The sequence below is a fragment of the Agarivorans sp. JK6 genome, from assembly GCF_045277145.1.
Classification (GTDB): Bacteria; Pseudomonadota; Gammaproteobacteria; order Enterobacterales; family Celerinatantimonadaceae; genus Agarivorans; species Agarivorans albus.
In genome coordinates this window covers 3191347-3215097 of record NZ_CP113525.1, presented here as the reverse complement: position 1 = coordinate 3215097, position 23751 = coordinate 3191347, and the positions used below count along the sequence as shown (strand labels likewise).

Annotated in this window: 23 protein-coding genes, 1 tRNA gene and 1 riboswitch; of the genes, 13 read left to right on the top strand and 11 right to left on the bottom strand. The window is 44.3% G+C overall.

Features of this window, described 5'->3' with window-relative positions; genetic code table 11:
• Nucleotides 1–17 precede the first annotated feature (17 nt).
• On the bottom strand, nucleotides 18–1559 hold the full coding sequence (locus OV592_RS14880; protein WP_016403702.1) for a DUF3360 family protein: 1542 nt from the start codon (nucleotides 1557–1559) through the stop codon (nucleotides 18–20).
• Between the two features lie 850 nt (nucleotides 1560–2409).
• Here OV592_RS14880 and OV592_RS14875 point away from each other — a divergent pair.
• From OV592_RS14875 to OV592_RS14850, 6 genes are all read left to right on the top strand, one after another.
• Nucleotides 2410–3180, top strand: coding sequence for an ABC transporter ATP-binding protein (locus OV592_RS14875; RefSeq protein WP_016403704.1), 771 nt, complete (start codon nucleotides 2410–2412; stop codon nucleotides 3178–3180).
• Nucleotides 3181–3239: 59 nt separating this feature from the next.
• Nucleotides 3240–4004: a transporter substrate-binding domain-containing protein gene (locus OV592_RS14870; protein WP_016403705.1), complete on the top strand. Its 765-nt coding sequence runs from the start codon at nucleotides 3240–3242 to the stop codon at nucleotides 4002–4004.
• A 57-nt stretch (nucleotides 4005–4061) separates the two neighbouring features.
• The gene (locus OV592_RS14865) at nucleotides 4062–4760 is read left to right on the top strand and encodes an ABC transporter permease (protein WP_016403706.1); all 699 of its coding nucleotides are present in this window, start codon (nucleotides 4062–4064) and stop codon (nucleotides 4758–4760) included.
• 10 nt (nucleotides 4761–4770) lie between these two features.
• Entirely contained in the window at nucleotides 4771–5490 is a 720-nt protein-coding gene (locus OV592_RS14860) for an ABC transporter permease (protein WP_406609122.1), read from the top strand.
• Nucleotides 5491–5542: 52 nt separating this feature from the next.
• Complete coding sequence (gene iadA / locus OV592_RS14855) at nucleotides 5543–6685, top strand: beta-aspartyl-peptidase (RefSeq protein ID WP_406609121.1); 1143 nt, start codon at nucleotides 5543–5545, stop codon at nucleotides 6683–6685.
• A 91-nt stretch (nucleotides 6686–6776) separates the two neighbouring features.
• The gene (locus OV592_RS14850; protein WP_406609120.1) at nucleotides 6777–8012 is read left to right on the top strand and encodes a cystathionine gamma-synthase family protein; all 1236 of its coding nucleotides are present in this window, start codon (nucleotides 6777–6779) and stop codon (nucleotides 8010–8012) included.
• Between the two features lie 72 nt (nucleotides 8013–8084).
• Here OV592_RS14850 and OV592_RS14845 read toward each other — a convergent pair whose 3' ends face one another.
• From OV592_RS14845 to OV592_RS14830, 4 genes are all read right to left on the bottom strand, one after another.
• Complete coding sequence (locus OV592_RS14845) at nucleotides 8085–8564, bottom strand: FKBP-type peptidyl-prolyl cis-trans isomerase (protein WP_406609119.1); 480 nt, start codon at nucleotides 8562–8564, stop codon at nucleotides 8085–8087.
• Nucleotides 8565–8670: 106 nt separating this feature from the next.
• Entirely contained in the window at nucleotides 8671–9651 is a 981-nt protein-coding gene (locus OV592_RS14840; RefSeq protein ID WP_406609118.1) for an ion channel, read from the bottom strand.
• Between the two features lie 135 nt (nucleotides 9652–9786).
• Complete coding sequence (locus tag OV592_RS14835) at nucleotides 9787–11442, bottom strand: response regulator (protein ID WP_152779564.1); 1656 nt, start codon at nucleotides 11440–11442, stop codon at nucleotides 9787–9789.
• A 169-nt stretch (nucleotides 11443–11611) separates the two neighbouring features.
• Nucleotides 11612–11695: riboswitch (cyclic di-GMP riboswitch) on the top strand.
• A 290-nt stretch (nucleotides 11696–11985) separates the two neighbouring features.
• Nucleotides 11986–12069: transfer RNA gene (locus tag OV592_RS14830), tRNA-Tyr, on the bottom strand.
• 164 nt (nucleotides 12070–12233) lie between these two features.
• Here OV592_RS14830 and OV592_RS14825 point away from each other — a divergent pair.
• Nucleotides 12234–12764: a VC2046/SO_2500 family protein gene (locus OV592_RS14825; protein ID WP_406609117.1), complete on the top strand. Its 531-nt coding sequence runs from the start codon at nucleotides 12234–12236 to the stop codon at nucleotides 12762–12764.
• Here the strand turns inward: OV592_RS14825 and purU are convergent.
• From purU to OV592_RS14810, 3 genes are all read right to left on the bottom strand, one after another.
• Nucleotides 12761–13597 (bottom strand): formyltetrahydrofolate deformylase, encoded by an 837-nt coding sequence (gene purU, locus OV592_RS14820; protein WP_016403715.1) that lies wholly within the window; start codon nucleotides 13595–13597, stop codon nucleotides 12761–12763. The two genes, OV592_RS14825 and purU, sit on opposite strands and share 4 nt — an antisense overlap.
• 28 nt (nucleotides 13598–13625) lie before the next feature.
• Nucleotides 13626–14087 (bottom strand): YchJ family protein, encoded by a 462-nt coding sequence (locus OV592_RS14815; RefSeq protein ID WP_406609116.1) that lies wholly within the window; start codon nucleotides 14085–14087, stop codon nucleotides 13626–13628.
• A 94-nt stretch (nucleotides 14088–14181) separates the two neighbouring features.
• Nucleotides 14182–15663 (bottom strand): DUF3369 domain-containing protein, encoded by a 1482-nt coding sequence (locus tag OV592_RS14810; protein WP_406609115.1) that lies wholly within the window; start codon nucleotides 15661–15663, stop codon nucleotides 14182–14184.
• A 140-nt stretch (nucleotides 15664–15803) separates the two neighbouring features.
• On the opposite strand from OV592_RS14810, the gene cobT reads away from it, so the two are divergent.
• Genes cobT through OV592_RS14790 form a run of 4 tightly spaced genes read left to right on the top strand, consistent with a single transcriptional unit; the run spans nucleotide 15804 to nucleotide 18630 of the window.
• Complete coding sequence (cobT, locus tag OV592_RS14805; protein ID WP_406609114.1) at nucleotides 15804–16844, top strand: nicotinate-nucleotide--dimethylbenzimidazole phosphoribosyltransferase; 1041 nt, start codon at nucleotides 15804–15806, stop codon at nucleotides 16842–16844.
• Entirely contained in the window at nucleotides 16831–17634 is an 804-nt protein-coding gene (locus OV592_RS14800; RefSeq protein WP_406609113.1) for an adenosylcobinamide-GDP ribazoletransferase, read from the top strand. The genes cobT and OV592_RS14800 overlap by 14 nt, the downstream gene beginning before the upstream one ends.
• Entirely contained in the window at nucleotides 17631–18215 is a 585-nt protein-coding gene (locus tag OV592_RS14795; RefSeq protein WP_406609112.1) for a histidine phosphatase family protein, read from the top strand. The genes OV592_RS14800 and OV592_RS14795 overlap by 4 nt, the downstream gene beginning before the upstream one ends.
• Entirely contained in the window at nucleotides 18196–18630 is a 435-nt protein-coding gene (locus tag OV592_RS14790) for a lysozyme inhibitor LprI family protein (protein ID WP_016403721.1), read from the top strand. Before OV592_RS14795 ends, OV592_RS14790 begins: the two co-directional genes overlap by 20 nt.
• Before the next feature lie 85 nt (nucleotides 18631–18715).
• On the opposite strand, the gene OV592_RS14785 is transcribed toward OV592_RS14790, so the two are convergent.
• The gene (locus OV592_RS14785) at nucleotides 18716–19810 is read right to left on the bottom strand and encodes a ketoacyl-ACP synthase III (protein WP_220721540.1); all 1095 of its coding nucleotides are present in this window, start codon (nucleotides 19808–19810) and stop codon (nucleotides 18716–18718) included.
• A gap of 259 nt (nucleotides 19811–20069) precedes the next feature.
• On the opposite strand from OV592_RS14785, the gene OV592_RS14780 reads away from it, so the two are divergent.
• Entirely contained in the window at nucleotides 20070–20390 is a 321-nt protein-coding gene (locus tag OV592_RS14780) for a hypothetical protein (RefSeq protein WP_406609111.1), read from the top strand.
• 57 nt (nucleotides 20391–20447) lie between these two features.
• On the opposite strand, the gene OV592_RS14775 is transcribed toward OV592_RS14780, so the two are convergent.
• Nucleotides 20448–21203: an SDR family NAD(P)-dependent oxidoreductase gene (locus tag OV592_RS14775; RefSeq protein WP_406609110.1), complete on the bottom strand. Its 756-nt coding sequence runs from the start codon at nucleotides 21201–21203 to the stop codon at nucleotides 20448–20450.
• Between the two features lie 24 nt (nucleotides 21204–21227).
• On the opposite strand from OV592_RS14775, the gene OV592_RS14770 reads away from it, so the two are divergent.
• Nucleotides 21228–22217 carry a LysR substrate-binding domain-containing protein gene (locus tag OV592_RS14770; RefSeq protein ID WP_406609109.1) on the top strand — a complete coding sequence of 330 codons (990 nt, stop codon included), beginning with the start codon at nucleotides 21228–21230 and terminating at the stop codon, nucleotides 22215–22217.
• Nucleotides 22218–22261: 44 nt separating this feature from the next.
• On the opposite strand, the gene OV592_RS14765 is transcribed toward OV592_RS14770, so the two are convergent.
• Entirely contained in the window at nucleotides 22262–23749 is a 1488-nt protein-coding gene (locus tag OV592_RS14765) for a carboxypeptidase M32 (RefSeq protein WP_406609108.1), read from the bottom strand.
• Between the last annotated feature and the right edge of the window lie 2 nt (nucleotides 23750–23751).

The window sequence follows — 23751 nt, the reverse complement described above, 5'->3', positions numbered from 1 at the left end:
AGAGGTAAAAATTAAAATTACAACAGTGCTGGAATACCGTATTTACCTTCCAGCATACCTACAGCCATCATGGCTACAAAACAAATCAATAATACGGTAGCAGGGATAACAATGCGGTCTGCAAAAGACAACTTCTTCGGACGTTCTTTGTCACCGATTAGGCCATTGTTATCAAGTAGCATAGTTAGTGCCCAAGCCAATACTGGGTTAGTTACCGCTGCAGCAAAGATACAGATACCAGCAGATTGTGAATCTTTAGTGTCTTTAATCATTTGCATGCCTGCTTCTAGTAACGGCAAGAACACACCTACTAGTAGAGCAATCTTCATTACTGGAGGCCAAACCGCAACGTCCATTGGGAAGCCTAAAATTGCAATGATGATACATAGTGAACCAAGCAAAATTGCACCGCCAGGAATTGGGCGTTTAGCAATAGCGGCTGGGATCATGTAAGTACCCCAGCTAGATGTAATGTTACCACCACCTACAGCTGTACCTACAATCTGGCGAACTGAACAAGTAGTCATGGTGTCATCAACATCCATTAATACTTTGTCTGTACCGCGTGGGTAGTTTAGTTCTTGGAAAATACGGTGACCTAGGAAGTCTGGTGACCACATCGCTACAGCTAAAATTGCAAACGGTAGTGAAGCGATAAAGTGTTCCATGTTAGGTAAACCTAACTGCCAACCTTGTTCAGTAGAGCCCCACCAGTAAACTGGGTTTAGGTTAGGTAGGCCCATCTCGGTTTTAAAAGTAAGGTCAAAACCTGCTCCAAATGCCAAGGCAATTGCTAGACCCATAACCGCACAGGCTGGAATCGCTAACCAACGTTTACCGATTTTTGCTAAGAATGCATACAATACAATGGTAGCGGCTAAAACAACTAAGCCGACATAGCCCATCTCGCCTGCAGCAATACCAGCATCAACAGATTCAAGACCTTTAGACCAAGATTGAATGTCACCAATCATTGACATGGTGCCGCCAAAACCAAGGAATACCAGCAAGCCGCCAGCAACACCTTCACTGGTTAAGTTCACCAGTTTAGAGCCACCTTTAAAGAAGCTAAGAAGTAAACCAAACACACCAAGTAAAATTGCTAATGCAAGCGGGTGAGCACCTGCTAAAGCGATGGCGCCAATCAATGGAATCATTGGACCATGGTTACCTGCAAGGTTAGCGCGCGGGTTAAATATCCCCGAAGCTAGTACACAGAAAAGTAACGCAGGGATAAGCATTTCTACTCGAGCTACCTCAATAGCAAACTCGGTACCTAGGTTAATGTGGTCCCAACGTTCGGTTAGGCCATCTGCCCATGCCATCATTACTGCAGAGTACATTGCAATAATGCCAATAGTACCGGCAATGGCTGGCACCAAATCTTCCCATTCGAAGCGGAAGTCACGACCTGGCAAATTTAAGCCCCAGCGACGAGGCTTCATGATTTTTAGTTCGTGGTCTAAGTAGTCGGAACGAGTTTCAAACTCAGAAGCAGGGCGGTGTGCTTCTGAATAGCTCAGTTCTTCGTCTTGAGACTGGTGGTTGTTACTAGACATAGTTTCCTCAAAAAACAAATATAAAAACCGGTAAATCGCAGGTGCTTATTAGGTGTTACTAAGCCTGAGATCCTTCTCACTCGCGATAATCGTCTCAATGGGACGAACAACATATAAGGATAGTGAGTATAAAACGTGAATTAACAGTATGCAGCTAAAGTTAGAAAGTGTTGTGATTAACTGTATTAAAGAAATATGAAAGATACACAAAATTCGGCAATTTTGAATATTGTTGTTAGTAATACTTAGGCCGCTTGTTTTGTAGTTCTTAACCACAACTTCTACCTGCTACTTTTGATAGCAAAATTGTATCAAAGTAAGCAAGATCCGGAATTTGATCTGTGTCAAAAAAGCCCATAATTTGTGTAATTTTACTACTTATTTGCAGGGTAAAGCGAAACATAGTCGAAGTTATGGGCTTTATTCTGTAATTTACTTACTAAAATAGTGGGCTTAGTAATGAGAGCTGGCTCACTTATTTACGCTTAATCTTAGAGTGCTATTTTACAATTACGCAACAGCAAATGCGGCGCTAACCGTAAACTGAACTAAAAGGCCTATTATTGATGTATATCGAGCTAAAATTCTAAAACTGAAATTAAATTCGTTGCGCGGGCGTTATATAGCGTATATATGCAGACTGGTTGAATATAAAGATGCTAATAAAATCGCTTAATAGGGTGTTTTGTAATCATAAGAGCGCCAATTGCCCCATAAAATGTTGAGTTTTGTCTTTCGCGATGATACTTTTCGTTGGGTTGAACGTGTAACAAATTATTTAACAATAACTACGCGCCTTAGGAAACAAGGCTGGTTGCTTAGGCAGTCATTAACAAGGTAAACATAAAATATGAGTGATGTGGCTGCACTAGAAGCATCAAATATCCACAAGGTGTTTGGCGATAACGAAGTACTTAAAGGTATTGACCTTACCGCAAACAAAGGCGATGTGATTTCTATCATCGGTTCTTCTGGTTCTGGCAAAAGCACTTTTTTACGCTGCATGAATCTACTTGAGATCCCAACTCAAGGCGATATCGCACTTCACAGTGAAAAAATTGGCTTTAAGCACTTACGCAATGGTGAGCGTTTACCCTCTGACAATAAGCAAGTTGAACGAATTCGCTCTAAACTCTCGATGGTGTTTCAAGGCTTTAACCTCTGGTCACACATGACCGTATTAGAAAACATCATTGAAGCGCCGGTTCACGTACTGGGCATCCCCAAGAAAGAAGCTATCGAGCAAGCTGAAGGCCTGTTGGAGCGCGTAGGTTTGCACGACCGAAAAGATTACTACCCAGCCCATATGTCGGGTGGACAGCAGCAACGGGCTGCAATTGCCCGTGCCTTGGCAATGAACCCTGAGGTGATGTTATTTGATGAGCCAACTTCCGCACTTGACCCCGAATTGGTGGGTGAAGTGCTTAAAGTAATGCGTAGTTTGGCTGAAGAGGGGCGAACGATGTTGGTTGTGACTCACGAAATGGCCTTTGCGCGTGATGTATCCAATCAGGTGTTATTCCTCCACCAAGGCATAGTGGAAGAGCGTGGTTCCCCACAAAAAGTATTCGAAAATCCAGATTCTGAGCGCATGAAACAATTTCTAGCCCCAAAATACTAAAATTATAACTATGGAAGACAAGCGTTAACTCGCTTAAAGCAAACAACACGGAGTAAAAAATGAAAAAAACATTAGTCGCGATGATTGGTGCAATTGCACTAAGTACTACAGCAGTTGAAGCAAAAGACTGGGAAGTAGTTCGTTTAGCAGTAGATGTGCCTTACGAACCGTTTGAGTACAAAGCTCCTGATGGCTCACTAACCGGTTTTGAAATTGACCTAGGTAACGCGGTTTGTGAAGAAATGAAAGTTAAGTGTGAGTGGGTAATTCAAGCATGGGATGGCATCATTCCTGGCCTACTAGCACGTAAGTACGATGCAATTTTCTCGTCTATGTCTATTAACGAAGACCGTGCGAAAAAGGTATTGTTCTCAGAACCTTACTACAACACGCCTACCGGTTTCTTTGGCCCTAAAGCAAGCGAAGTTGACCCAGCTAAACCAGAAACCTTAAAAGGCCTACGTGTTGGTGTTCAGCGCGGTACTATTCAAGATACTTACGCAACAGACAACTACTCAAAAGTAGCTGATATTAAACGTTACACTACCGGTGATGATCTAGTGGTTGATCTACACGGCGGCCGTTTAGACGTTGTAGTTATCGATTTCCCTGTAGGCGTTAGCACGATTATTGAAGTTGAGAAAGGCGCAGACTTTAAAGTGTTAGGCGACAACGTACAGCTAGGTGAAGGTGTAGGTGTTGCTGCACGTAAGCGCGATGGCGAACTAATTGAAATGTTCAACAAAGCCTTAGCTACCGTTAAAACTAACGGTGTATACGACAAAATCAACGAAAAATACTTCGATTACAGTATTAAAAAGTAAGCCTTGCACTACCATTAACCCGAGCCCAGCTCGGGTTAACTTTCTAAGAGACTCATTATGTTAGATCTTCATGGTTACGGCCCTTCAATATTTATGGGGGCGATTGTCACTATCGAAGTTGCCTTCTTATCATTGGCTGTAGCGCTAATTTTAGGCATGTTGGCAGCGGTGGCGCGTTTATCAAAAAACCGTATTGCTAATGGCGTTGCTGTGGTTTACACCACCGTTATTCGCGGTGTGCCCGACTTAGTGTTAATGCTGCTTATTTTCTTTGGCGCTCAAATCATGATGAATGTGTTTTCTGATTGGTTATACGACAACTTTGATATCGATTACTACATCAATATCAATGAGTTTGTGGCGGGTGTAACCACCATTGGATTTATTTTTGGTGCCTACATGGCGGAAACCTTTCGCGGTGCTTTTCTCGCAGTAGATAACGGCCAGATTGAAGCCGGCAAAGCTTATGGTATGAGTAGCTTGCAGGTATTTCGTCGTATTACTGTGCCGCAAATGATGCGTCACGCTATTCCGGGCATTGGTAATAATTGGTTGGTATTGGTGAAAACGACAGCGCTGGTTTCGGTGATTGGTCTAGCGGATATGGTTCGCCTAGCCAAAGAAGCTGCAGGCGCGGTGCATGAACCATTTTTGTTCTTTATTCCAGTGGCCTTTGTATACCTTGCACTTACTAGTGTTTCTGAAATTTTCCTAAAACGGTTAGAAATTCGTTTTAGTGCTGGTACGGTGAGGTAAGCGCTTAATTATGTATGAAACTATCGAGAACTTACTCGCCAACAACGACATTTTTACTTTAACCACCGTGTTAGGGTACTGGGACGGTTTAGTGATGACCGTTCAATTGGTATTTTTGTCGCTAATATTAGGCCTAATTCTGGCAATTCCCCTTGCCATTATGCGTTCCTCCGACAACTTTTTAATTAGCCGCAGTGTTTGGGTATTTACCTACGTATTTCGTGGTACTCCCTTACTGATTCAGCTTTATATTATCTACTATGGCGTGACTTATATTGAGGGTATTCAAGATTCAATGTTTTGGCCGATAGTGCGAGAAGCGTTTTATCCTTGTTTATTAGCTTTTGTATTGAACACAGCGGCATATACCACCGAGATTTTTAGAGGTGCGATTGTTGCAACGCCACGTGGTGAGATAGAAGCTGCCAAAGCTTATGGTATGTCTAATGGTAAGGCGATGCGCAGGATTATTTTGCCAAGTGCGCTTCGCCGAGCATTGCCCGCTTACAGCAACGAAGTAATTTTTATGCTGCATGCTAGTTCGATTGCGAGTGTGGTAACAATTATTGACCTTACCGGTGCTGCCCGTGATGTATATGCTAAATACTACGCGCCATTTGAAGCCTTTACTTTTGCAGCGCTTATCTACTTATCGGTGACCTTTTTGCTGGTATATGGCTTTAAGCATTGGGAAAAACGCTGGCATCGTCATTTACGGCCGCTAAGTTAAGTTTTACAAAGGGGCCTAGGCCCCTTTTTTGTTTGGGATTAAGAAGATAGCTATGCTCACTTTACTTAAAAATGCACAGGTGTACGCACCAGAAGCTCTAGGCTTAATGGATGTTTTGTTGGCTAATGGTAGCATTTTGCAGCTTGCACCGAATATTGAGCTTAAGGCCAGTCATGGCTTAGTAGACAGTATTGATTTATCAGGTAGCATCCTAGCCCCTGGTTTTGTTGATGCCTTAGTCCACTTTACCGGCGGCGGTGGTGAAGGGGGCTTTGCTTATCGCACTGCAGAGCTTAGTTTTGAAAATGCCGCACCCACTGGTGTTACTACTTTAGTAGGCGCATTAGGTACCGATAGTGTTACCCGCACTCCAGCGCAAGTATTAGGTAAAGCACGAGAATTAAGTGCAATGGGCTTAAGCTGCTATTGCTACACCGGCTCCTATCATCTGCCGGTTAAAACCATCACCGGAAGCATCGAGCAAGACATTGTATTAATTCCTGAGATGATAGGTGTAGGAGAGCTAGCCATTGCTGATCATCGAGCCAGTCAGGCCTCGGTACAAGCTTTTACCGCAGTGGCCGCCGAGGCGCGCGTAGCCGGACTATTGTCGGGTAAAAAGGGTATTAGCTTTTTCCACGTTGGTGATGGAAAAGGAAAATTAAATCTACTGCGAGAGATTGTTAAGCAATCTGATTTATCAATCACCCAGCTCTATCCTACCCATTGTAATCGTAATCAGGCTTTGTTTAACGACGCCCTAGCGTTTTTGAGTGAGGGCGGTGCTATCGATTTCACTACTAGCACTATTCCGCAGTTTATCGAAGAAGGCGAGGTAAGCTGCCCTCAAGCGCTTAAAACCATTGTTGATAAGGGCTTAGATTGGCAACGAGTGAGCTTTAGCTCAGATGCTAACGCAAGTTTACCGCTGTTTGATGATGCTGGCGAGTTAGTGGGGATGCAAGCGGGAAAACTAGAGAGTTTATATCTGGCTGCTAAAGAAGCTGTTCAGTCTTATCAAGTGCCTTTAGATATTGCGCTGTCGGTGATTAGTCGTAACCCAGCTAAGATTTTGGGTTTAACAAATAAAGGTCAATTAGCAGCAGGCTTTGACGCAGATTTAGTGGTTCTCGACCAGCAATCTTTAACGATCAAGCAAGTGTTTGCCAAAGGCCAAAGTATTTGGGCTGAGTAGAATTTGCTGGCGCTACTGGCTGAGGGCTGCTCGTTTTTAGACCTTGGCTAAGGCATAATAGCGGCACTTGGTTTTTACTAGAAGTAGCCCTATGAGCTTTAAAGGATTCACAACACAGCTGGTTCACTGCGACCGTTTAGCTGGCGTAGAGGATGGCGCTGTTCACGCGCCAATTCATAACTCGGTACCTTATGGATACGCTGCCACTCAAGACTTGGTGGATGTATTTCAAGGCAAGCAAGTTGGCCATGCTTATGCGCGCCAATCAACTCCGACTCTCGATTACTTACAACGCAAAGTAGCCATGCTTGATGAAAGTGTTGCCAGCTTAGTATTTGGTACCGGTATGGCGGCCATTGGTACGGTTTTTTTAACCTTGCTAAAGGCTGGCGACCACATCGTAGCGAGTCGTTTTTTATTTGGTAACACCAGCAGCATATTTGGCACGCTAAAAGGTTATGGCATTGAAGTGACCTTAGTGGATGCCACAAGCAGTGACGCAGTAGAGCAGGCTTGCCAAGCCAACACCAAAATGGTTTTTGTTGAAACCATTGCTAATCCTGCCACCCAGATAGTTGATTTAGCGGGGATTGGAAAGTTATGTGAGCAACGAGGTTTGGTTTACGTAGTGGATAATACCTTAACCTCTTCTTACCTTTTTCAGCCTAAGTCTGTAGGCGCGAGCTTAATCATTACCTCGTTATCAAAGTATGTTGGCGGCCATGGTAATGCATTGGGTGGCTCGGTAAGTGATACAGGCTTATTTAATTGGAGTGCTTATCCTAATATTTTTGAAGGTTATCGCAGTGGCGATCCTAAGATGTGGGGCATTAACCAAATTAAGAAAAAAGGCCTGCGAGACTTTGGAGGCGCCTTGAGCTCGCAAGCTGCACATTTACTGTCGGTAGGGGCCGAAACCATGGCCCTGCGTATGGAACGCCAATGTGCGAATGCCTTGGCCTTAGCCAAGATGTTAGATGAGCATCCTAAAGTGGCTAAGGTGTATTACCCTGGCTTGGCTTCTCACCCTCAGCATCAACGAGCCAGTGAACTGTTTAAGCACTATGGCGCTTTGGTGAGCTTTGATTTAGTTGATGGGATCAACAGCACAGAGTTTTTGGATGAAACCAATATCGTAATTAATGCGACCCATTTAGGGGATAACCGAACTTTGGCCTTGCCTGTTGCCCAAACCATTTACTTTGAAATGGGCTTAGAGGCACGCCAAGCCTCGGGTATCAGTGAAACAATGATCCGCTGCTCAATTGGTATTGAAGATACTGAAGATTTACTCAAGGACTTTGAGCAAGCGTTAGCCAGTTCTTAGTAAAGAAAGCTGATACAAAAAGCCTTGGTCACGCCAAGGCTTTTTTACATTTTCCCGAAATATCTGATAAGTTTACTTACTATCTATTGATAGCAACTCCACTTCAAAAATTAAGGTAGAGCCAGCTGGAATTGATGACACACTGCGGTCTCCGTAAGCCAATTGGCTTGGAATAAAGAATCGAAATTTCTCGCCTACACTCATATATTGTAAGCCTTCGGTCCAGCCCGCGATAACTTGCCCTAGTGGGAACTGAGCAGGGCGTTGACGTTCTACCGAACTATCAAACACTAAGCCGCTTAACAGTGTTCCATGGTAATGAACGGTTACTGTGCTGTTTGCAGAAGGTTTCTCAGCGCCTTCTACAACATCTTCAAGGATTAGGTACTGCAATCCAGATTCTGTGGTTATTACACCGTCTTTTTGAGCGTTTTCAGCAAGAAAGTCGTGGCCTAGCTGACGGTTTTGTTTAACCGCTTTGGCGTTATTATTGGCGCGGAGAATAAATACAATCACAAAAATAGCGAGTAGAGCGAGAACCACAAATTTCAAAGTCGAGTCCTTACAGGGTGTTGAGTAAAAGATAAATGTTAATCTAACTTTACGAAAGTGCTAGTTAAAAAGCACTGCTTATCTTAGAAAACTCGCCTCAACAGCGCTAGCGGGTCATTTTTTTTACAAATACCACAACAAACAAGGCAATAATAAAGCTGCCACTAAAGGCCTCTATGGCAGCGAACATGCGGGAAAGTCCAACCGGGGTAAAGTCGCCATAACCAAGAGTAGTAAAAGTGACCACGCTGTAATACAAGCATTCAAAAAACGCTACAACGTTTTGTCCAAGGCTTTGATTAACACTGAGAGAAACAATATTTCCGTTGAAATGAATGCCAGTAAACGAGTAAATAATAGCGCAACTCAAAATGATTAACAGAGAGGTGTATACCACGCGGATCGGCAGTTCTCCGTAGCCGCATACCAAATCAACCAGCTTGGATATTCCGCGCCGATAAGAGAATTTGGGCATTTGATAGCGTCGCATGGTGAGCTCTTTACGTAAAAATACACCTGCAGTAGTAAACAAGCCTTCCGATTCGGCTGTCTTACGGAGGCCGCGATACACTTCTTCGGCTTGTTGGTAGTAGTCGGCCATGGCTTCTTTATCTTGCTGTTGCTCAGCGGCACTGCCTAATTGCTCTTGAAGCACTTTTTCGCCAACGCACAGGCTATCGCATTTACATTGGTCCATTTTGGCACCAAGCAAATTGGTTTTTGTTAGGTCGGCATGATTTAAATTGGCCCCTCGCAAATCGGCTTTCATTAAGCTACCGCTTTGCAGGTTGATATTAAAAAGGTGTGCCCCTCTCAGGTCACTTCGATAGAGGTCAGCGCCAGAAAGGTCGTAACCTTGCTTGCTGTTGTAGCGAACTAAATCAATACCAGCTAGTTTGGCTTTTTTTAGGCTGATACCTTGAAGCATGCCGCCGTTTTTAGCATGGTTTTCTAGCTTCTCTTTGATCTCTTCGCCGCATTTGTCCTCGTCTGGATCATGCCAAAAACACAACCCGCTTTCTAAAGCTGGTTCCTTGCAGTTGGCTCCAGAACTATCTTGATACAGACATTGACTGCACTTCTCCATATTTGGCTAACGCTCCAGCTATTAATCAACAATTTGATTATTAGCCAGTTGTATTCACTGGCTTTAAGCTAAGTGTATTTCAAATGGAGGATTTTGCGAGCAGCCTTAAAATGTGAGGCTAACAAGTCTTGCTTGCTACTTTTTGTTGCCGCTACCGAGTTGCTGGAACTCACTTTTTAAGGTTGAGTAACGCTCGGCGTGGTTGTCGTTTAACTTAAGACCATCGAGTAACTTAATGGTAATTTTGCAGTCATTTAAAAGCTGTCCGCTAAGCCCTTTTTCCGATTGATTAAGCTGTTTTAGTATGGCTTGGATTTTATTCAAGATTGCGCCGGTGTTACCAGGGGCCACTTGTAATGCCTTGTCGAAATAGCTCGTCGCCTCGTGAAAGCGATTTTCTTCATAGGCTTCGATGCCCATTTTGTTGTATTCACGAAACTGGCCAAGTTTGAGTTCAAAATCTTCAGCTTTTAATACCTTGTGCGCAGAGGATAAGGACATGGGGTCGATATCATCGCGTTTTTCTAGTTCTTCGGCAAAGGGCATTGCGTATTCAAACTCGCCTACAGAGTTTAGGGTTAAGAAGGTGTCGGGCAATAGTTCACCACTTACTTTGCTGGGTGCATCTAACAAACCGTCGTGGCTATCAAACAGCAATCGTTTGGCTTTGTTTAGCTCTCCTTTAGTGGCGTGCACGCGAGCTTGGCTTATGCCTTCAAAGGCATCAAAGTTAAAATCATCGTCTTTGCCTTCTTCTCGCCTAGCATGAAATAGCACAGAGTTAACTTCTTGCAGTAAGCGATTTTTTCGATACAAATCATCTTCACTTTGCGCTTCGTCTATTAGGCTGCGTACATAGTTACACAGGTGATGAGGGCCACGATGTATAGAACGCCTAGCAAGCTGCAAAATGGTAGAAAAAGTTTCTTTGGCTAGGGTTAAATCGCCAGCCTCCATAGCAAGCTCGGCTAACAGCTGTTGCCGCTCAATACTATTTACCGCCAACTTAGAGGCTTTAAGTACAGTTTCTAAGGCTTTGTCTAACTCGCCGTCTGCTCGGTAAGCGCGAGCTAGCCAGTCATAGCCGGTGAGCAGTAATGGGCTTTCTGCAATAGAACGATTAAGTGTTTCAATCGCACTTTTATTGTCTTTTAGTAACAGGTGAACACGGCCTAAGGTAGCTTTTGCCCAGGTTTGTTTCCGCTCTTCTAGAATGGCTTCTAGTGCTTCTTTAGCTGCCACGTATTCGCCTAAGGCTATTTGCGCTTCAACGCGTAAGTTACGGCAATAGTTGCTGTAACGGCTTTCGGCTTCAATCTGTTTGTCACACAGTTCAATAACTTGCTGATACTGTTTTTTTGATAATGCGTGATAAACCTCGCGTAAACTTTGACGTTTTACATGGGCTCTTGCTAGGCGGTTGTGCAACTGAAACTGAGAAAATGGTTTGGTTATGAACTCGTCTGGCTCCATTTCTAGAGCACTAAGCACCATGCTTTTATTATTGTCACCGCTAATAATAAAAAACAGAGCATCAACTTCTAACAACTCGCTAACACGAAGCTCTTCTAAAAGCTGGCCACCATTCTTGCCAGTGCCAAGGTTATAATCTACTAGAAGGATGTCAAATTTTCGTTTTTTGCACGCTCTTACAGCGGCTTCGCCAGTGTTTGCGAAATAAACGTCGGTTGCGCCAAAATTTTGCAACATGGCCTTAAGCATAACCTGAAAGGCTCGCTGGTCATCAACGATGAGTATTTGCTTGTCGCTGTAATTGTATTGCGTTGCCATTACTGAGTGTTCTAATCCTTTTGGCTTATCCTAGCATAAGTTACCAAGCGATAAAGTAGTGTAAGTATAGACAGTTAGCGCAGTAGTAGTATCTGCTATTAAACCTTGCAAAAACAGCTAAGCTTGATTTAATATTGAGGTGTTGATGAGTCTTTTGGTCTCATCAGCGCTGAGTCAAAGCCAAACTTGGAGTGATCCAAGGTCGGAAAGTTACAGGTCTTTAGGGCAACCTTAAGATGGCTGGACCGCCTTAGTTGAGTGGTTAGATTTGCACAATGTACATCTTTCTACTTAGTAAGTTAGTCTATTTACCGTTTATTACTTTCCGTATTTGGTTGGAACGCCAAGCTAAAATTAGCTTGGCGTATTTGTTTCCGCTGCCTTATCTTGTTAAGCATTTGTTTCTAAATGCTGTTACTCCTAAGACTTTTAAATCTATTGGTTATTGCTCAACTTAATATTTTTGTTGTGCGCTAATTGCATACTTAAGGCAAATTTCGGGTATAAAAAAAAGACATCCTAAGATGTCTTTTTTTATCAATATGGTGGAGGGAGGTGGATTCGAACCACCGAAGCTTTCGCGACAGATTTACAATCTGTTCCCTTTGGCCACTCGGGAACCCCTCCTGCTTGTGGAGCGGCATATTACCAGAACTTGGTGGGCTGTAAAGCAAAAACAGCGACATTTTTATTGGTAGATAACTGTTTGCTTATTATCTGTGCATTTGGCCGAAATTTGCTAAAGTTTTAGCCTGCTTTTCCGATATCTATAAAGGTAATGGAGGAGCAATATGTTAGTTGAGCAAATTAGACAAAGTAGCTTATGTGATGAACTGCAGTTGGGCGATACGCTTAACCAAAGTGCCTTGCAGGGCGATCAGGCTCATTTTCATTTATTGCTTAGCATGCTTAGCCAAAACGTATGCGATCAAGCTCAGTTTTCAATGCAAAAGCAACAGCATGAACAAGTTCAGCAAGATTTACGTGATAAGTTTCAACTGGCTCAAGCTCGCGCTCTTAAAGCGCTAGATGATGAGTTTCCAGTGCAAGCTAATTGGAGTAAGCACCTGCATGCTGGTGAGCCGTCGCGGATTCGTTTAGAACAGGCTCTTGGCGGCTATGCGGCGTGTGCAGAAGACAGTGTCGACGGTTTACCTCACGAGGTAATGAACAACGTGGATTTGTTAAGCCGGGTAAAACACCAAGTGGCTAAGCCAGATCTGCAACAAGGAATAGATAAAGAAGTTAAGGGTACTGACATGTACAAGCTACTAAGTGACTTTGACTACTCAAAGCCACTTAGCGTTAAGTACTTTAATTAACGAAACACCACGGTACGGTTTCCGTATACAAATACTTTTTCATCAAGCACTTGCTGCAGCGCTTTACTTAATACTGCTTTTTCTACATCACGGCCAGCTTTGGCCATTTCTTCGGCGCTGTAAGTATGATCAACATGGATTACATGTTGTTCTACGATTGGCCCCTCGTCTAAATCGTTGTTTACAAAGTGGGCGGTGGCACCAATAATTTTTACGCCTCGGTCGTAAGCTTGTTTATAAGGCTTAGCGCCAATAAATGCTGGCAAAAACGAGTGATGAATGTTTAAGATTTTGTTGCTAAAGGCTTCAACAAAAGCTGGCGTAAGAATACGCATGTACTTGGCAAGTACTACGTAGTCTGGTTGGTACTGCTGTACTACCTTGATAACTTGTTGCTCATGCTCTTCGCGGCTTAAATCTACATGGCTAATATGATGGAAAGGAATATCAAATTTTTCCGTCAAAGTACGTAGGCTATCGTAGTTACCTACAACGGCAGCAATTTCTACATCCATATCACCGTAAACGGCTTTCATGAGTAGATCGCCCAAGCAGTGCGCTTCTTTGGTTACCATGATAACAATACGTTTGCGCCCGGCACTCTCTAAACGGCGGGTACTCCCAGCTGGAAGTGCACCATCTAAATCGGCAAGTAAAGTTTGGTCGTTAAAGTAGCCTTCTAATACTGTACGCATAAAAAAGCGATTGGCATCGTTATCAACAAACTCGTTGTTTTTAATAATGTTAAGCTGGTGCTTAGCACATATATTGGTAATGCTTGAGATTAAACCTTTTGCGTCTGGGCATTCGGTTAATAGAATTTTTCTTTCCATTGTGTTTTCGATTTATTCAGTTTTAAAGTTAAGATTTATTACAGCACTGTTTAAACTTTTTGCCGCTTCCGCAGGGGCAAGCTGAATTACGCGCCAAGGCTTTTGGGGCGAACTCTCCATCAGTATAAAACCAACGCTCATTAACTTTCTTAAAGTTAGAGCGCTCGTGCAAAATTTGTCGTTGACCCTGTTCGCGATAATGAGCTTTAAACTCCACTATGCCTGTTTGGCCATCTTTAAAGTCACAGCTAAAGATTATTTGTAGCTTTTCCCATTGCCCTAAATCTTCTTTAGTTGAAGGTTGTGGGGCATCGCCTTGTCGATAGTCTGGGTGGTGCGTCTGCCATAAATAACTAGCATCGCCCAGCGTAAACGCGGTGTAGCGAGAACGCATTAACTGCTCACAACTTGTTGGTAAGCAATCACCGGTGATGATGGGCTGACAGCACTGAAGAAAATCGTTGCCGCTACCGCAGGGGCAAACTAACACAGGGAAACCTCAAATTTGACTAAGGGCGAAGTGTAGCAAGAAGCTGCCTATAAGGCAGCTGAAACTTGGTGATAGTTTGGCCAAATTGGCCTTATTAATCAGGATTTAACATGTGCTTAACCGTAAATGTGGTTAATTGAGGATCAAAGTGTGGATTGTTGGCTAAATCAAGCTGAGCCAAACTTGCTTGCTGGTCTGTGTGCTCACTTAAAAATACCGCTAAAGCTACAATACGGGCGTAAACATGAATGGCTTCACCGCTTAGGCCTAGTGGTCGGCCACTGCCATCCCAGTGTTCTTGGCTTTGATTAGCTACGATAAGTGCAGCATCTATTTGCTGTTGCACTGCGGGATCTTTAAGTGTATCTGGTAGCTCGCAATGTTCGGCAATGCGCTGCCAACTCCCTTGGCTTAACATGTTACAGCTAAGCAGCACGTCGGGTAAGCCGTGGTTAGCTAGGTCATAAAAGCTAGCGGCTTGGTTTAATGCTTCACACTGTTGGTCGCTGAGCGAATAAGCCACAGCAAGTTCAGCGCAATAACGCTCTATAGTGCTAAGCTGCTCGGTATTATATTGTTTGGTTTGAATGGCTTGATGAATTAATTCCACCAGGCGCAATTGACCGTGAGCTAGTTGTTTTTGCAAGTGTTGGTTTTCTAGGCGCACAGCCGTAGTTTGGATCAAATAGTTAAGTGGTTCTAGCTGCAACTGCTGGGTGTCGCTCCATCCTTCTAGATAGAACATCAAAGGTTCGCTATCAGTATTTTGCAAATAAAATACCGCATTGTTCTCGCCAAAACTGTGCTGTTGATTTTGCTGCGCTTGGTTAAGCAATGACTGAACTCGGCTTGGTAGCTCATGTAAGCTGCGAACTTCTTCTAAATAGGCCAGCTTCCCTTCGCTATGCAGTACTTTAAGCTTGGAGCGGTAAACACTTAAGGCTAAGCCACTGAGCGTAAGTTTGGCATCTTGCTGTGTTAACAAGTCAATTAGCTCATGAAACACGCCTATAGCCAAGTTTTGCTCGTTTTTACAGTTTTCAATATGGCTAGAGGAATTGATGACCGCACGCAGGTTATTACGTTGTGAATGCAGTTCGGTAATTTCTTGGTAGGCACGAAGGGAGGCGCACATTAAAGTGTCTAAATTTACATCGCTTAACTCGGTTTTGTTTTTGTAGTCACTCACATCGTAGCGGCGAATCACCTCTCTAATGGGCGCTAAGCCGGGTTGCCCGGTGCGCAAAATTAGTCTTATTTTGTGGTTGTTAAGGCGTTGGCGAATATCATCGATAAGCAATAAGCCCGCATCGTCACTTTCCATGACGACATCTACTAAGGCAATCGCAACATCGCCGTGTTCACTGAGTAATTGATAAGCCTCGGCAGCGTTATAGGCGTCAATAAAGCTGAGTTTTCGATCTTGATAAGAAAAGTTGTTTAACACTAATTTTGTGACGGTATGCATTTCGCTGTCGTCATCAACAATTAGCACCTTCCAGGGAGCTGGCTCTAGGGTTTCGGTAGCGGTATCGTCTTCTTCATCAAACAGGAATAGTTCAGCACTATCATCCATTGCTACTGTCCTCACTCGTTAATAAGGCCTCTATCATCAGTATAGGAAATTACTAGCGATTCTTAGGATATTTTTCTTAAAACTGGATATTAAACACGCTAAGCTTAAGCAATTGCACTTATGTTGCTAGGAAATTGATTTTGCATAATAAATTCGTGATTGAAGCGCTAGACCAAGGCTTAGCTGAAGCCTTAATCAATAAGATTGATTTAAAAACTAAGCCACAAGGTTCTCTTGGGCAACTGGAAACTTTAGCCTGCCAAATAGGGCAAATTCAACAGACCTTAGAGCCTGAAATTCGCCAGCCTAAAATGATTGTATTTGCCGCTGACCATGGTATTGCGCTTGAGGGTGTGAGCGCCTTCCCACAAGAAGTTACTGCTCAAATGGTACAAAATTTTGTTAATGGTGGAGCCGCCGTTAATGTATTTTGCCGTCAACATGGTTTGGGCTTCGAGATCGTTGATGTTGGGGTGGGCCAGCTTTTGTCTGAGCAAGGGGTACAACGGTGTAAGGTAGCAAACGGCACCAAGAGTTTTTTGAATGCCGATGCAATGAGCAAAGAGCAATGCCTTCAAGCAATCGACGTTGGCGCTGAGCGAGTTGCCCAAGCTGCACGTGAAGGTTCGAACTTGCTGGCTTTTGGCGAGATGGGCATTGCTAACACGGCTAGTGCTGCTGCCATTATGGCGGGCTGCTTGGGTCTGGAAGTTAGCGACTGTGTTGGTCGCGGAACTGGTTTAGATGATCAAGGCTTACAGCATAAAACGGCAGTGTTACAGCAAGCGATGCAATACCATCAAGGTGAATACAGCGCGCAGCAATGGCTAGCCAAAGTAGGCGGATTTGAAATTGCTGCCATGGTGGGAGCGATGCTAGAAGCCGCTCATCGGCGCATCGTTATTTTGGTAGATGGCTTTATCTGCTCAGCGGCTGCCTTGGTGGCCAGCCAGATAAACCCCTTGGTAACACAATACATGATTTTTTGTCACCAAGGTGCAGAGCATGCTCACCAAAGGTTACTTGAAGCGCTAGAGGCCAAGCCTTTGCTGGATTTAGCACTGCGTTTGGGTGAAGGAAGTGGCGCAGTGCTGGCTTATCCACTGGTTGAGTCTGCCCTGGTGTTCTTAAAAGAAATGGCCTCGTTTGACTCAGCTGGCGTGAGTCGTGAGCGTGATTGAACGCGCGAAACATGAGCTGAACTTAGTGTTTAATGCACTCAGTTTCTTTAGCCGGATCCCGGTTCCGAAAAATGTAAGATACAGTGGCCAAAGTCTCAGCCAGTGTGTGGCGTATTTCCCATTGGTTGGCTGGATTGTTGGTTTAGTTAGCGCGGGGCTCATTGTATTGCTAATGCCCATACTTGGCGCGCCCTTAGCTATATTACTCTCGATGGCGGCCAGCTGCTGGCTTACCGGTGCATTTCACGAAGATGGCTTTGCCGATTGCTGTGATGGCTTTGGCGGTGGCTACACTCCAGAGCAAATGCTGCGAATTATGAAAGACTCCCGCTTAGGCACCTACGGAGTGCTAGGTTTGTGCAGCATATTGGCGATTAAATTTAGCGCCTTATTGAGCCTTAGTCAGATGCTCATTAGCACCGATCTCTTATTGGTGCTGTGGCTAGCGCATAGCTTAAGTCGCTTTAGCGCGGTGCTTATTATCTGGAAACTTGATTACGTTCGTGAGCCGTCTGAGCCGAGTAAAGCCAAAGCGGTTGCTCAGTCGATTGGTTCCAAAGAGCTTCTTTTAGCCTTGTTTTGGGTTGCGGTGCCAGCAGCTTTATTAGAGCTAAATATGTTAGCTTTTGTGGTGTTAAGTTGCTTGCTAGTCACGCTATTGTGGGCTCGCTACCTAAAGCTTAAGTTGGCTGGTTATACAGGGGATACCTTAGGGGCACAGCAGCAGTTGAGCGAAGTGGCCATTTATATCAGTTTGCTTGCAGTTATTAATACAGGCCTGATTCTGTGAATAGAGTGCTATTGGTGCGCCACAGCCAACCAGATATTGCTAGTAACCGTTGTTATGGCCAGCTAGATATGCCAGCAAAACCAGAACAACTACAACAAGCCACAGTACGATTACAAAAATTGTTGGCCGAGTACTCTGTAACAGAGGTGTATGCTAGCCCTTTGTTACGTTGTCGCCAGTTGGCCGAAAGCCTTTTTGTTGCGGAGGATATTGCATATCAAGACTCACTGAAGGAAATAAGTTTTGGTCAATGGGAAGGCTGTAAGTGGGATGACATTCCCCTCAATCAACTGGACGCTTGGGCTGATAATTTAGAGAGCTATCGCCTTGGTCAATCTGGCGAAACCGTTGCTGAGTTTAGCCAACGCATACTAGGCTTTTGGCAAACTCAGTTATCTAAAACTAGCGAAGTCAATACCACCCACGTGTGGTTTACTCATGCTGGGGTTGTTCGTACCATTGTTGGTGATATTCAAGCTTTACCTGTGGCTGAGTCCTGCAAAATAGCACTAAAATTTGGATCCTTAACTTGTATAACATTTGCCTCTAATGGAGCCGCCATTGAATACCTTAATCGCTAAACTTGTTATCTTATGTGTGCCTTTAACATTTGCTCTGGGGCAAGCTCAAGCCAGTGAAGAAAGTACTTCGGCCAATAAACCTAAAGTAAACATTATTGGTAAGTGCTGGCAGCGTGCTACCAAGCCAGAGGTGAATACATGTTTAGAGAACAGCCTAGCCCAACTTGACCATCAAGTAAGGCAACGCTTGGTAGTTCTGCATAAGCAAGCTATGGACTTAGAGTCTATTAGTGAAGGGGCTCAAGGCGCAGTTCAAGCTTTAGAAAAAGCCAAAATAGAGTTTAGTGAGTTTCGACAATCTTTGTGTGCTTGGGAAAGCTTAATGATGGCTGGCGGCAGCGGTTCGGCTAGCCAGTATTTAAGTTGTGAGATAGAGCTTACCCAACATTGGTTAAGCCGTTTGCACCAGTGGTAAGGTTGAATTTTAGATAGCAAACAGCCCGCTTTTAGCGGGCTGTTTGTTGGTAAACTGTCGCGAAAGATAAACAGCCTTTGGGCATTTACGCTTCTGCAGCGCGAGCTTCTTGGCAACCTTTAATGGCGGGGGCCAAAATTTCCAAAGCGGTTTGCTCACAAGGGCTTAAACTAGCATCTGATTCGGCGATAGGTGTAACACGCTGACCCCAGCGAATCGCAGCCGCTCCCCATGTTAGTCCAGCACCAAAAGCGGCTAGCAATACATTGTCACCAGGCTTGATTCGGCCTTGCTCTAAGGCTTCACATAAGGCTACTGGAACAGTAGCCGCTGAAGTGTTCCCGTATTTTTCAATGTTCACCATAATATTGTCATAAGGAGCATCAATACGTTTGGCTAGGGCATCAATAATGCGTAAGTTGGCTTGGTGGGGCACAATGAAGTTGAGCTCATTGTTGGCGATGTTAGCCTGCTCTAATACGTTACTTGCTGCTTCACCCATGCCTTTTACCGCACGTTTAAAAATCTCAGGCCCTTCGAACTGAAAATTGTAAAGCGTATCTACGCCTGAAAAACGTTTACGGTTAGTGCCAAAATCTGAAATAAACAGGATCTCACGTTTCTCGCTATCGCAGCCTAGTTTTGCTGCAAGAAATCCTACTTTTTCCGCTTGGTCGTTTGCTTCTAGAATCACTGCGCCAGCACCGTCGCCAAACAATACTGCAGTATCGCGTTTAGTCCAGTCGAGTAATTGAGTTAATCGTTCAGCGCCAATCAACAGAATGCGTTTCATCGCTCCGGTTTGAATTAAGGCAGAGGCTGTTTGCATGCCGTAAACAAAACCTGAGCAAGCGGCGTTCATATCAAATACGGCGGCTTGTTCTGCTTTAAGTAGTTGTTGTACACGGCTGGCACTGCTAGGTACCGATGTACCAGGGGTGCAGGTACACAAAATAATCGCATCGAGCTGTTCTGCTTTTAGCCCTGCAGCAGCTAAAGCTTGTAAGCCAGCGGTAGCTGCGAGTTCAGCAATATCTACATGAGAAACACAGCGCTCTTTTATGCCTGTTCGGCTACTAATCCACTCATCCGATGTGTCGAGAAAAGTACTTAAGTCGTGGTTAGTGAGTCGCGCTGGTGGCATACATTTGCCCCAACCGGTAATTTCAGCATTGTACATAGCGTGCTTAAAACTCTGGCTAATTGAAGTTGCCAAGGATTATGCCTTAAGCATTGCAAATAACCAAACTAGAACAAGAATTAGTCTCAAACTGTAGCTTTTTGTGGCTAAAGCTCACATTTTAGCTTTAGCTGGTGTTTTATTGGGAAAATTGTGCCATAATCAGCCCATATTGATGGACTAGACCTAATAATATGTAGGTCAATTTATGTAACAGGGACGCTCAATTACTCTCTGAATTACGTAAATGGGGTCTGTTATGACTGCGCAACAACACAATTCTGTATTGTCTCCACCTGGTGATGATAATACTCAAATGTCTAGTTTTACTGATAATACGCGTTTTTTTGAATTAACCGTTGATTTCTACGCGGATTCACTAAGCCTTTTAGCTTTTGGTGGCGATGTTATTGGTAACCTTCCACCTAAAAAACTGGTGGCTGTAAATGGCCAAATAGATAATGAAGAAGCCTTTTTCAAATCTATGTTTATTTGGACATTTTCTGCTATCGATGAAGTAGAAGCCCCAGTAAATCCTAAGCCACAAGACTGGTTATTGCTGAACGCAAACGATCAGTAAAGCCTTAGAAATAAGGCCTAGCCAAGGCACATTGGGCAAAGCCTTATTGGTTTAAGCTTATAAAAACATTCCTCCCGAAGCTTCTATCCGCTGGCCATTTACCCAAGAGGCTTGGTCGCTGAGTAACATGGAGAGGGCATCGCCAATGTCTTCTGCTATACCTACTCGGCCTAGCGCTGTTTGTTGGGCTAGTTGCTGATTAAGTGTGGCATTGTCACGTACAACTCCGCCACCAAAGTCCGTTTCTATCGCTCCTGGCGCGAGCGTATTTGCCCTAATCTGCTTGTAGCCTAGTTCTGCTGCCAAGTAGCGAGTCATTACCTCTAATCCTCCCTTCATCATGGCATAAGCACAAAAGCCTGGGATGCTAAAGCGCGTCAATCCGGTAGAGATATTGACTATTCGTCCTGCTGTTTCAATCATTGGTAGCAAGGCTTGAGTAAGAAAGAAAGTGCCTTTTAAATGCACATTCATTAATTGATCAAACTGTTGCTCGGTAGTTTCAGCAAAGCTGTTATTAATGCCGATTCCTGCGTTATTAACCAGGTAGTTGATTGAGTCTCGTTCAAATTGTTGTTGTAAGGTCACTCTTAATCTACTGATAAAGCTAGGGAAACTGCTACTATCTGCCAGATCAAGTTGAATGGCGGCGGCGTTTACTCCAAATTGGCGAATTTCACTCACTAGCTGCTCGGCTTTGTCTTGTTGGCTATGGTATGTGAAGACTATATCCACTCTGCTTTTCGCTAACGCTAAAGCAGCACTGCGCCCTAAGCCTCGGCTCCCACCTGTCACCAATAATAAGTTGTTCATAAAGTCTCTCCTGTTTGTATCGACATGCAGGTTAGAAAAAATACTGTTAGTGAAAAACACGCTAAAATAGATATCATTGTTTCTTTTTGGCAAACAATAGCGGCTATGGATAAATTTGAGGCAATGCAACGTTTTGTGGCTGTTGCGCAAAGTGGCAGTTTTACGCGAGCAGCAGAATTACTTGATTTACCTAAGTCGAGCATTTCCAATGCGGTGCAATTTTTGGAAAAAAAGCTGGCAACTCGCTTACTTCATCGCAGCACGCGCAGCGTTACGCTTACTCAGGATGGTGAAGTTTACCTTCAGCAGTGTAGGTCTATTTTGCGGGAGTTAGACGCTGTAGAAAGCCAATTTCGTCAAGCGGATGAAATACGCGGTGTCCTTCGGGTGGATATGCCTAGCCGGTTTGCTAGCACCATGGTGCTGCCTCACTTAGCCGAATGGCTAGAGCGTTACCCACAAGTTCAAATCAAAATAAGCAGTGCTGATTACCAAATCGATCCGGTGAAAGAGGGCGTTGATTGTTTAATTAGAGTGGGAGAGCTGCAAGATAGCCAACTCATTGCAAAACCCTTATGTAACTATCAAATCTACAGCTGTGCTAGTCCCAGTTATTTGCAGCGTTATGGCGAACCAAAGCAGCTTAGCGAACTAGCCAAGCATTATTTAATCGATTATGCGCCTAAAATGGGCAATAGCGCTGCCGAGTTTGAATACCTTGATAAAGGACAGCGCCAAGTATTTGAAATGCCCAGTAGGCTGGCAGTAAATGGCACCGATGCTTATATGGCAGCATGTGAGGCTGGCTTAGGCATTATTCAAGTTCCGGCTATGGGAGCGGCCTTACAGCTTAAAAGTGGGGCCATACAACGTATTTTGCCAGATATTGAGGTTCCATCGATGCCGGTCTCAATTCTCTATTCGTCACGTCGACAGTTGCCGCAGCGATTAAGTTTGTTTATGGAATGGTTACAAGATTTGATGAAGCGTCTAGCAGCAAGCAGTTTGATATGAAAAAGAGAGAACTGCCTGACGGTCGTCAGGCAGTCATATAGAGCTTAAAGGTAACGCTGGCGCAAGTGTTGCTCGAAGTAACGGGTGTTTAAGGTTTCTCCGGTAGCACGACTTACCAGCTCATCGGTGTCGTAAATACTGGCTTGTGACCAAATATTTTGTTGCAGCCAAGCAAAAACTTCATTGTAGTTGCCCTCTGCCACCGCTTTCGGTGTGTCGGGTTTGGCTTTAACTAAAGCCGCGTGGAATTGTGCGGCGTACATTGCGCCTAGCGAGTAAGAAGGGAAGTATCCAATTAACCCTGCTGGCCAATGCACGTCTTGCATGCAGCCATCGCGATAATTTCCTTTGGTAGACAAACCTAAATATTGCTGCATTTTTTGATCCCACAACTCGGGGATATCTGCCACTTTAATATCTTGATTGATTAGGTCGCGTTCTAGCTCATACCGCAGCATCACATGGGCAGGATAAGTCAGCTCATCGGCGTCTACTCGAATATAACCCGGCTTAACACTTAAATAGTGCTGCTTAAGTTCTTCAAGGTGCATTGGCTGCTGCTGGCATAAGTGCTGATTAACTAAGGGTAATAGTTGCTCAACAAAGGCTTGGCTGCGGCCTAATTGCATTTCAAAGAATAGACTCTGGCTCTCGTGTATACCCATCGAACGGGCTTGTCCCACCGGTAAATCAAGATAATCTAGCGGTAAGTTTTGTTCATACCTTGCGTGACCCGTTTCGTGCACAATGCCCATTAATGAACGGGTGAAATCTTCATCTTCGTAACGCGTGGTTATACGTACATCACTGGGCACCCCGCCACAAAACGGGTGAGCGCTTACATCTAGTCGGCCATGCTTAAAGTCAAATTGCAGTTTTTCCATCACCGCTAAACCTAGTTTCTTTTGCTGTTCACTAGGGAAGGGGCCATTTAACGTTAATTCCGGCCAATTAGCTTGTTTGTTGACCACTTGAGTTATTAAGTCTGGCAGCCAAGATTGTAGCTCACCAAATACTTTATCTAAGCGCTGCATTTGCATGCCTGGTTCGTATAAATCGAGCATGGCATCGTAAGGGTTTAAGCCGGTTTTATCTGCCCGGATTTGCGCTTCTTCAATGGCTAGCTGCATTACTGCTTGCAAGTTAACTTGGAAGGCTTTCCAATCATTAGCACCGCGTTGCTCACGCCAAGCATGCTCACAGTGGGCAGTGGCTAGCGATTTGGCTTTAACCAAATCGGCGGGAAGGGCGGTTTGATTGCGCCAGCTACGAGACATTTCTCGAAGCGAAGCCTGTTGCATCGGGTTAAGGTTTTCTTGCTGTGCTTGTTCTAGCCATTGCTCCATTTCTGGGCGGGTGGACTTCTCATGAATAATCACTGCCAGTTCTGCTAAGGCTTCGGCACGAGCTTGGTTACCACCATCTGGCATCATGGTGGCCTGATCCCAGCCACAAATCGAATTTAAGTGAGAGAGTTTAGACAGGTGTTTAAAGTGCTCACAGAGCTGTTGATAAGCAGTTTGCTTAGTCATAG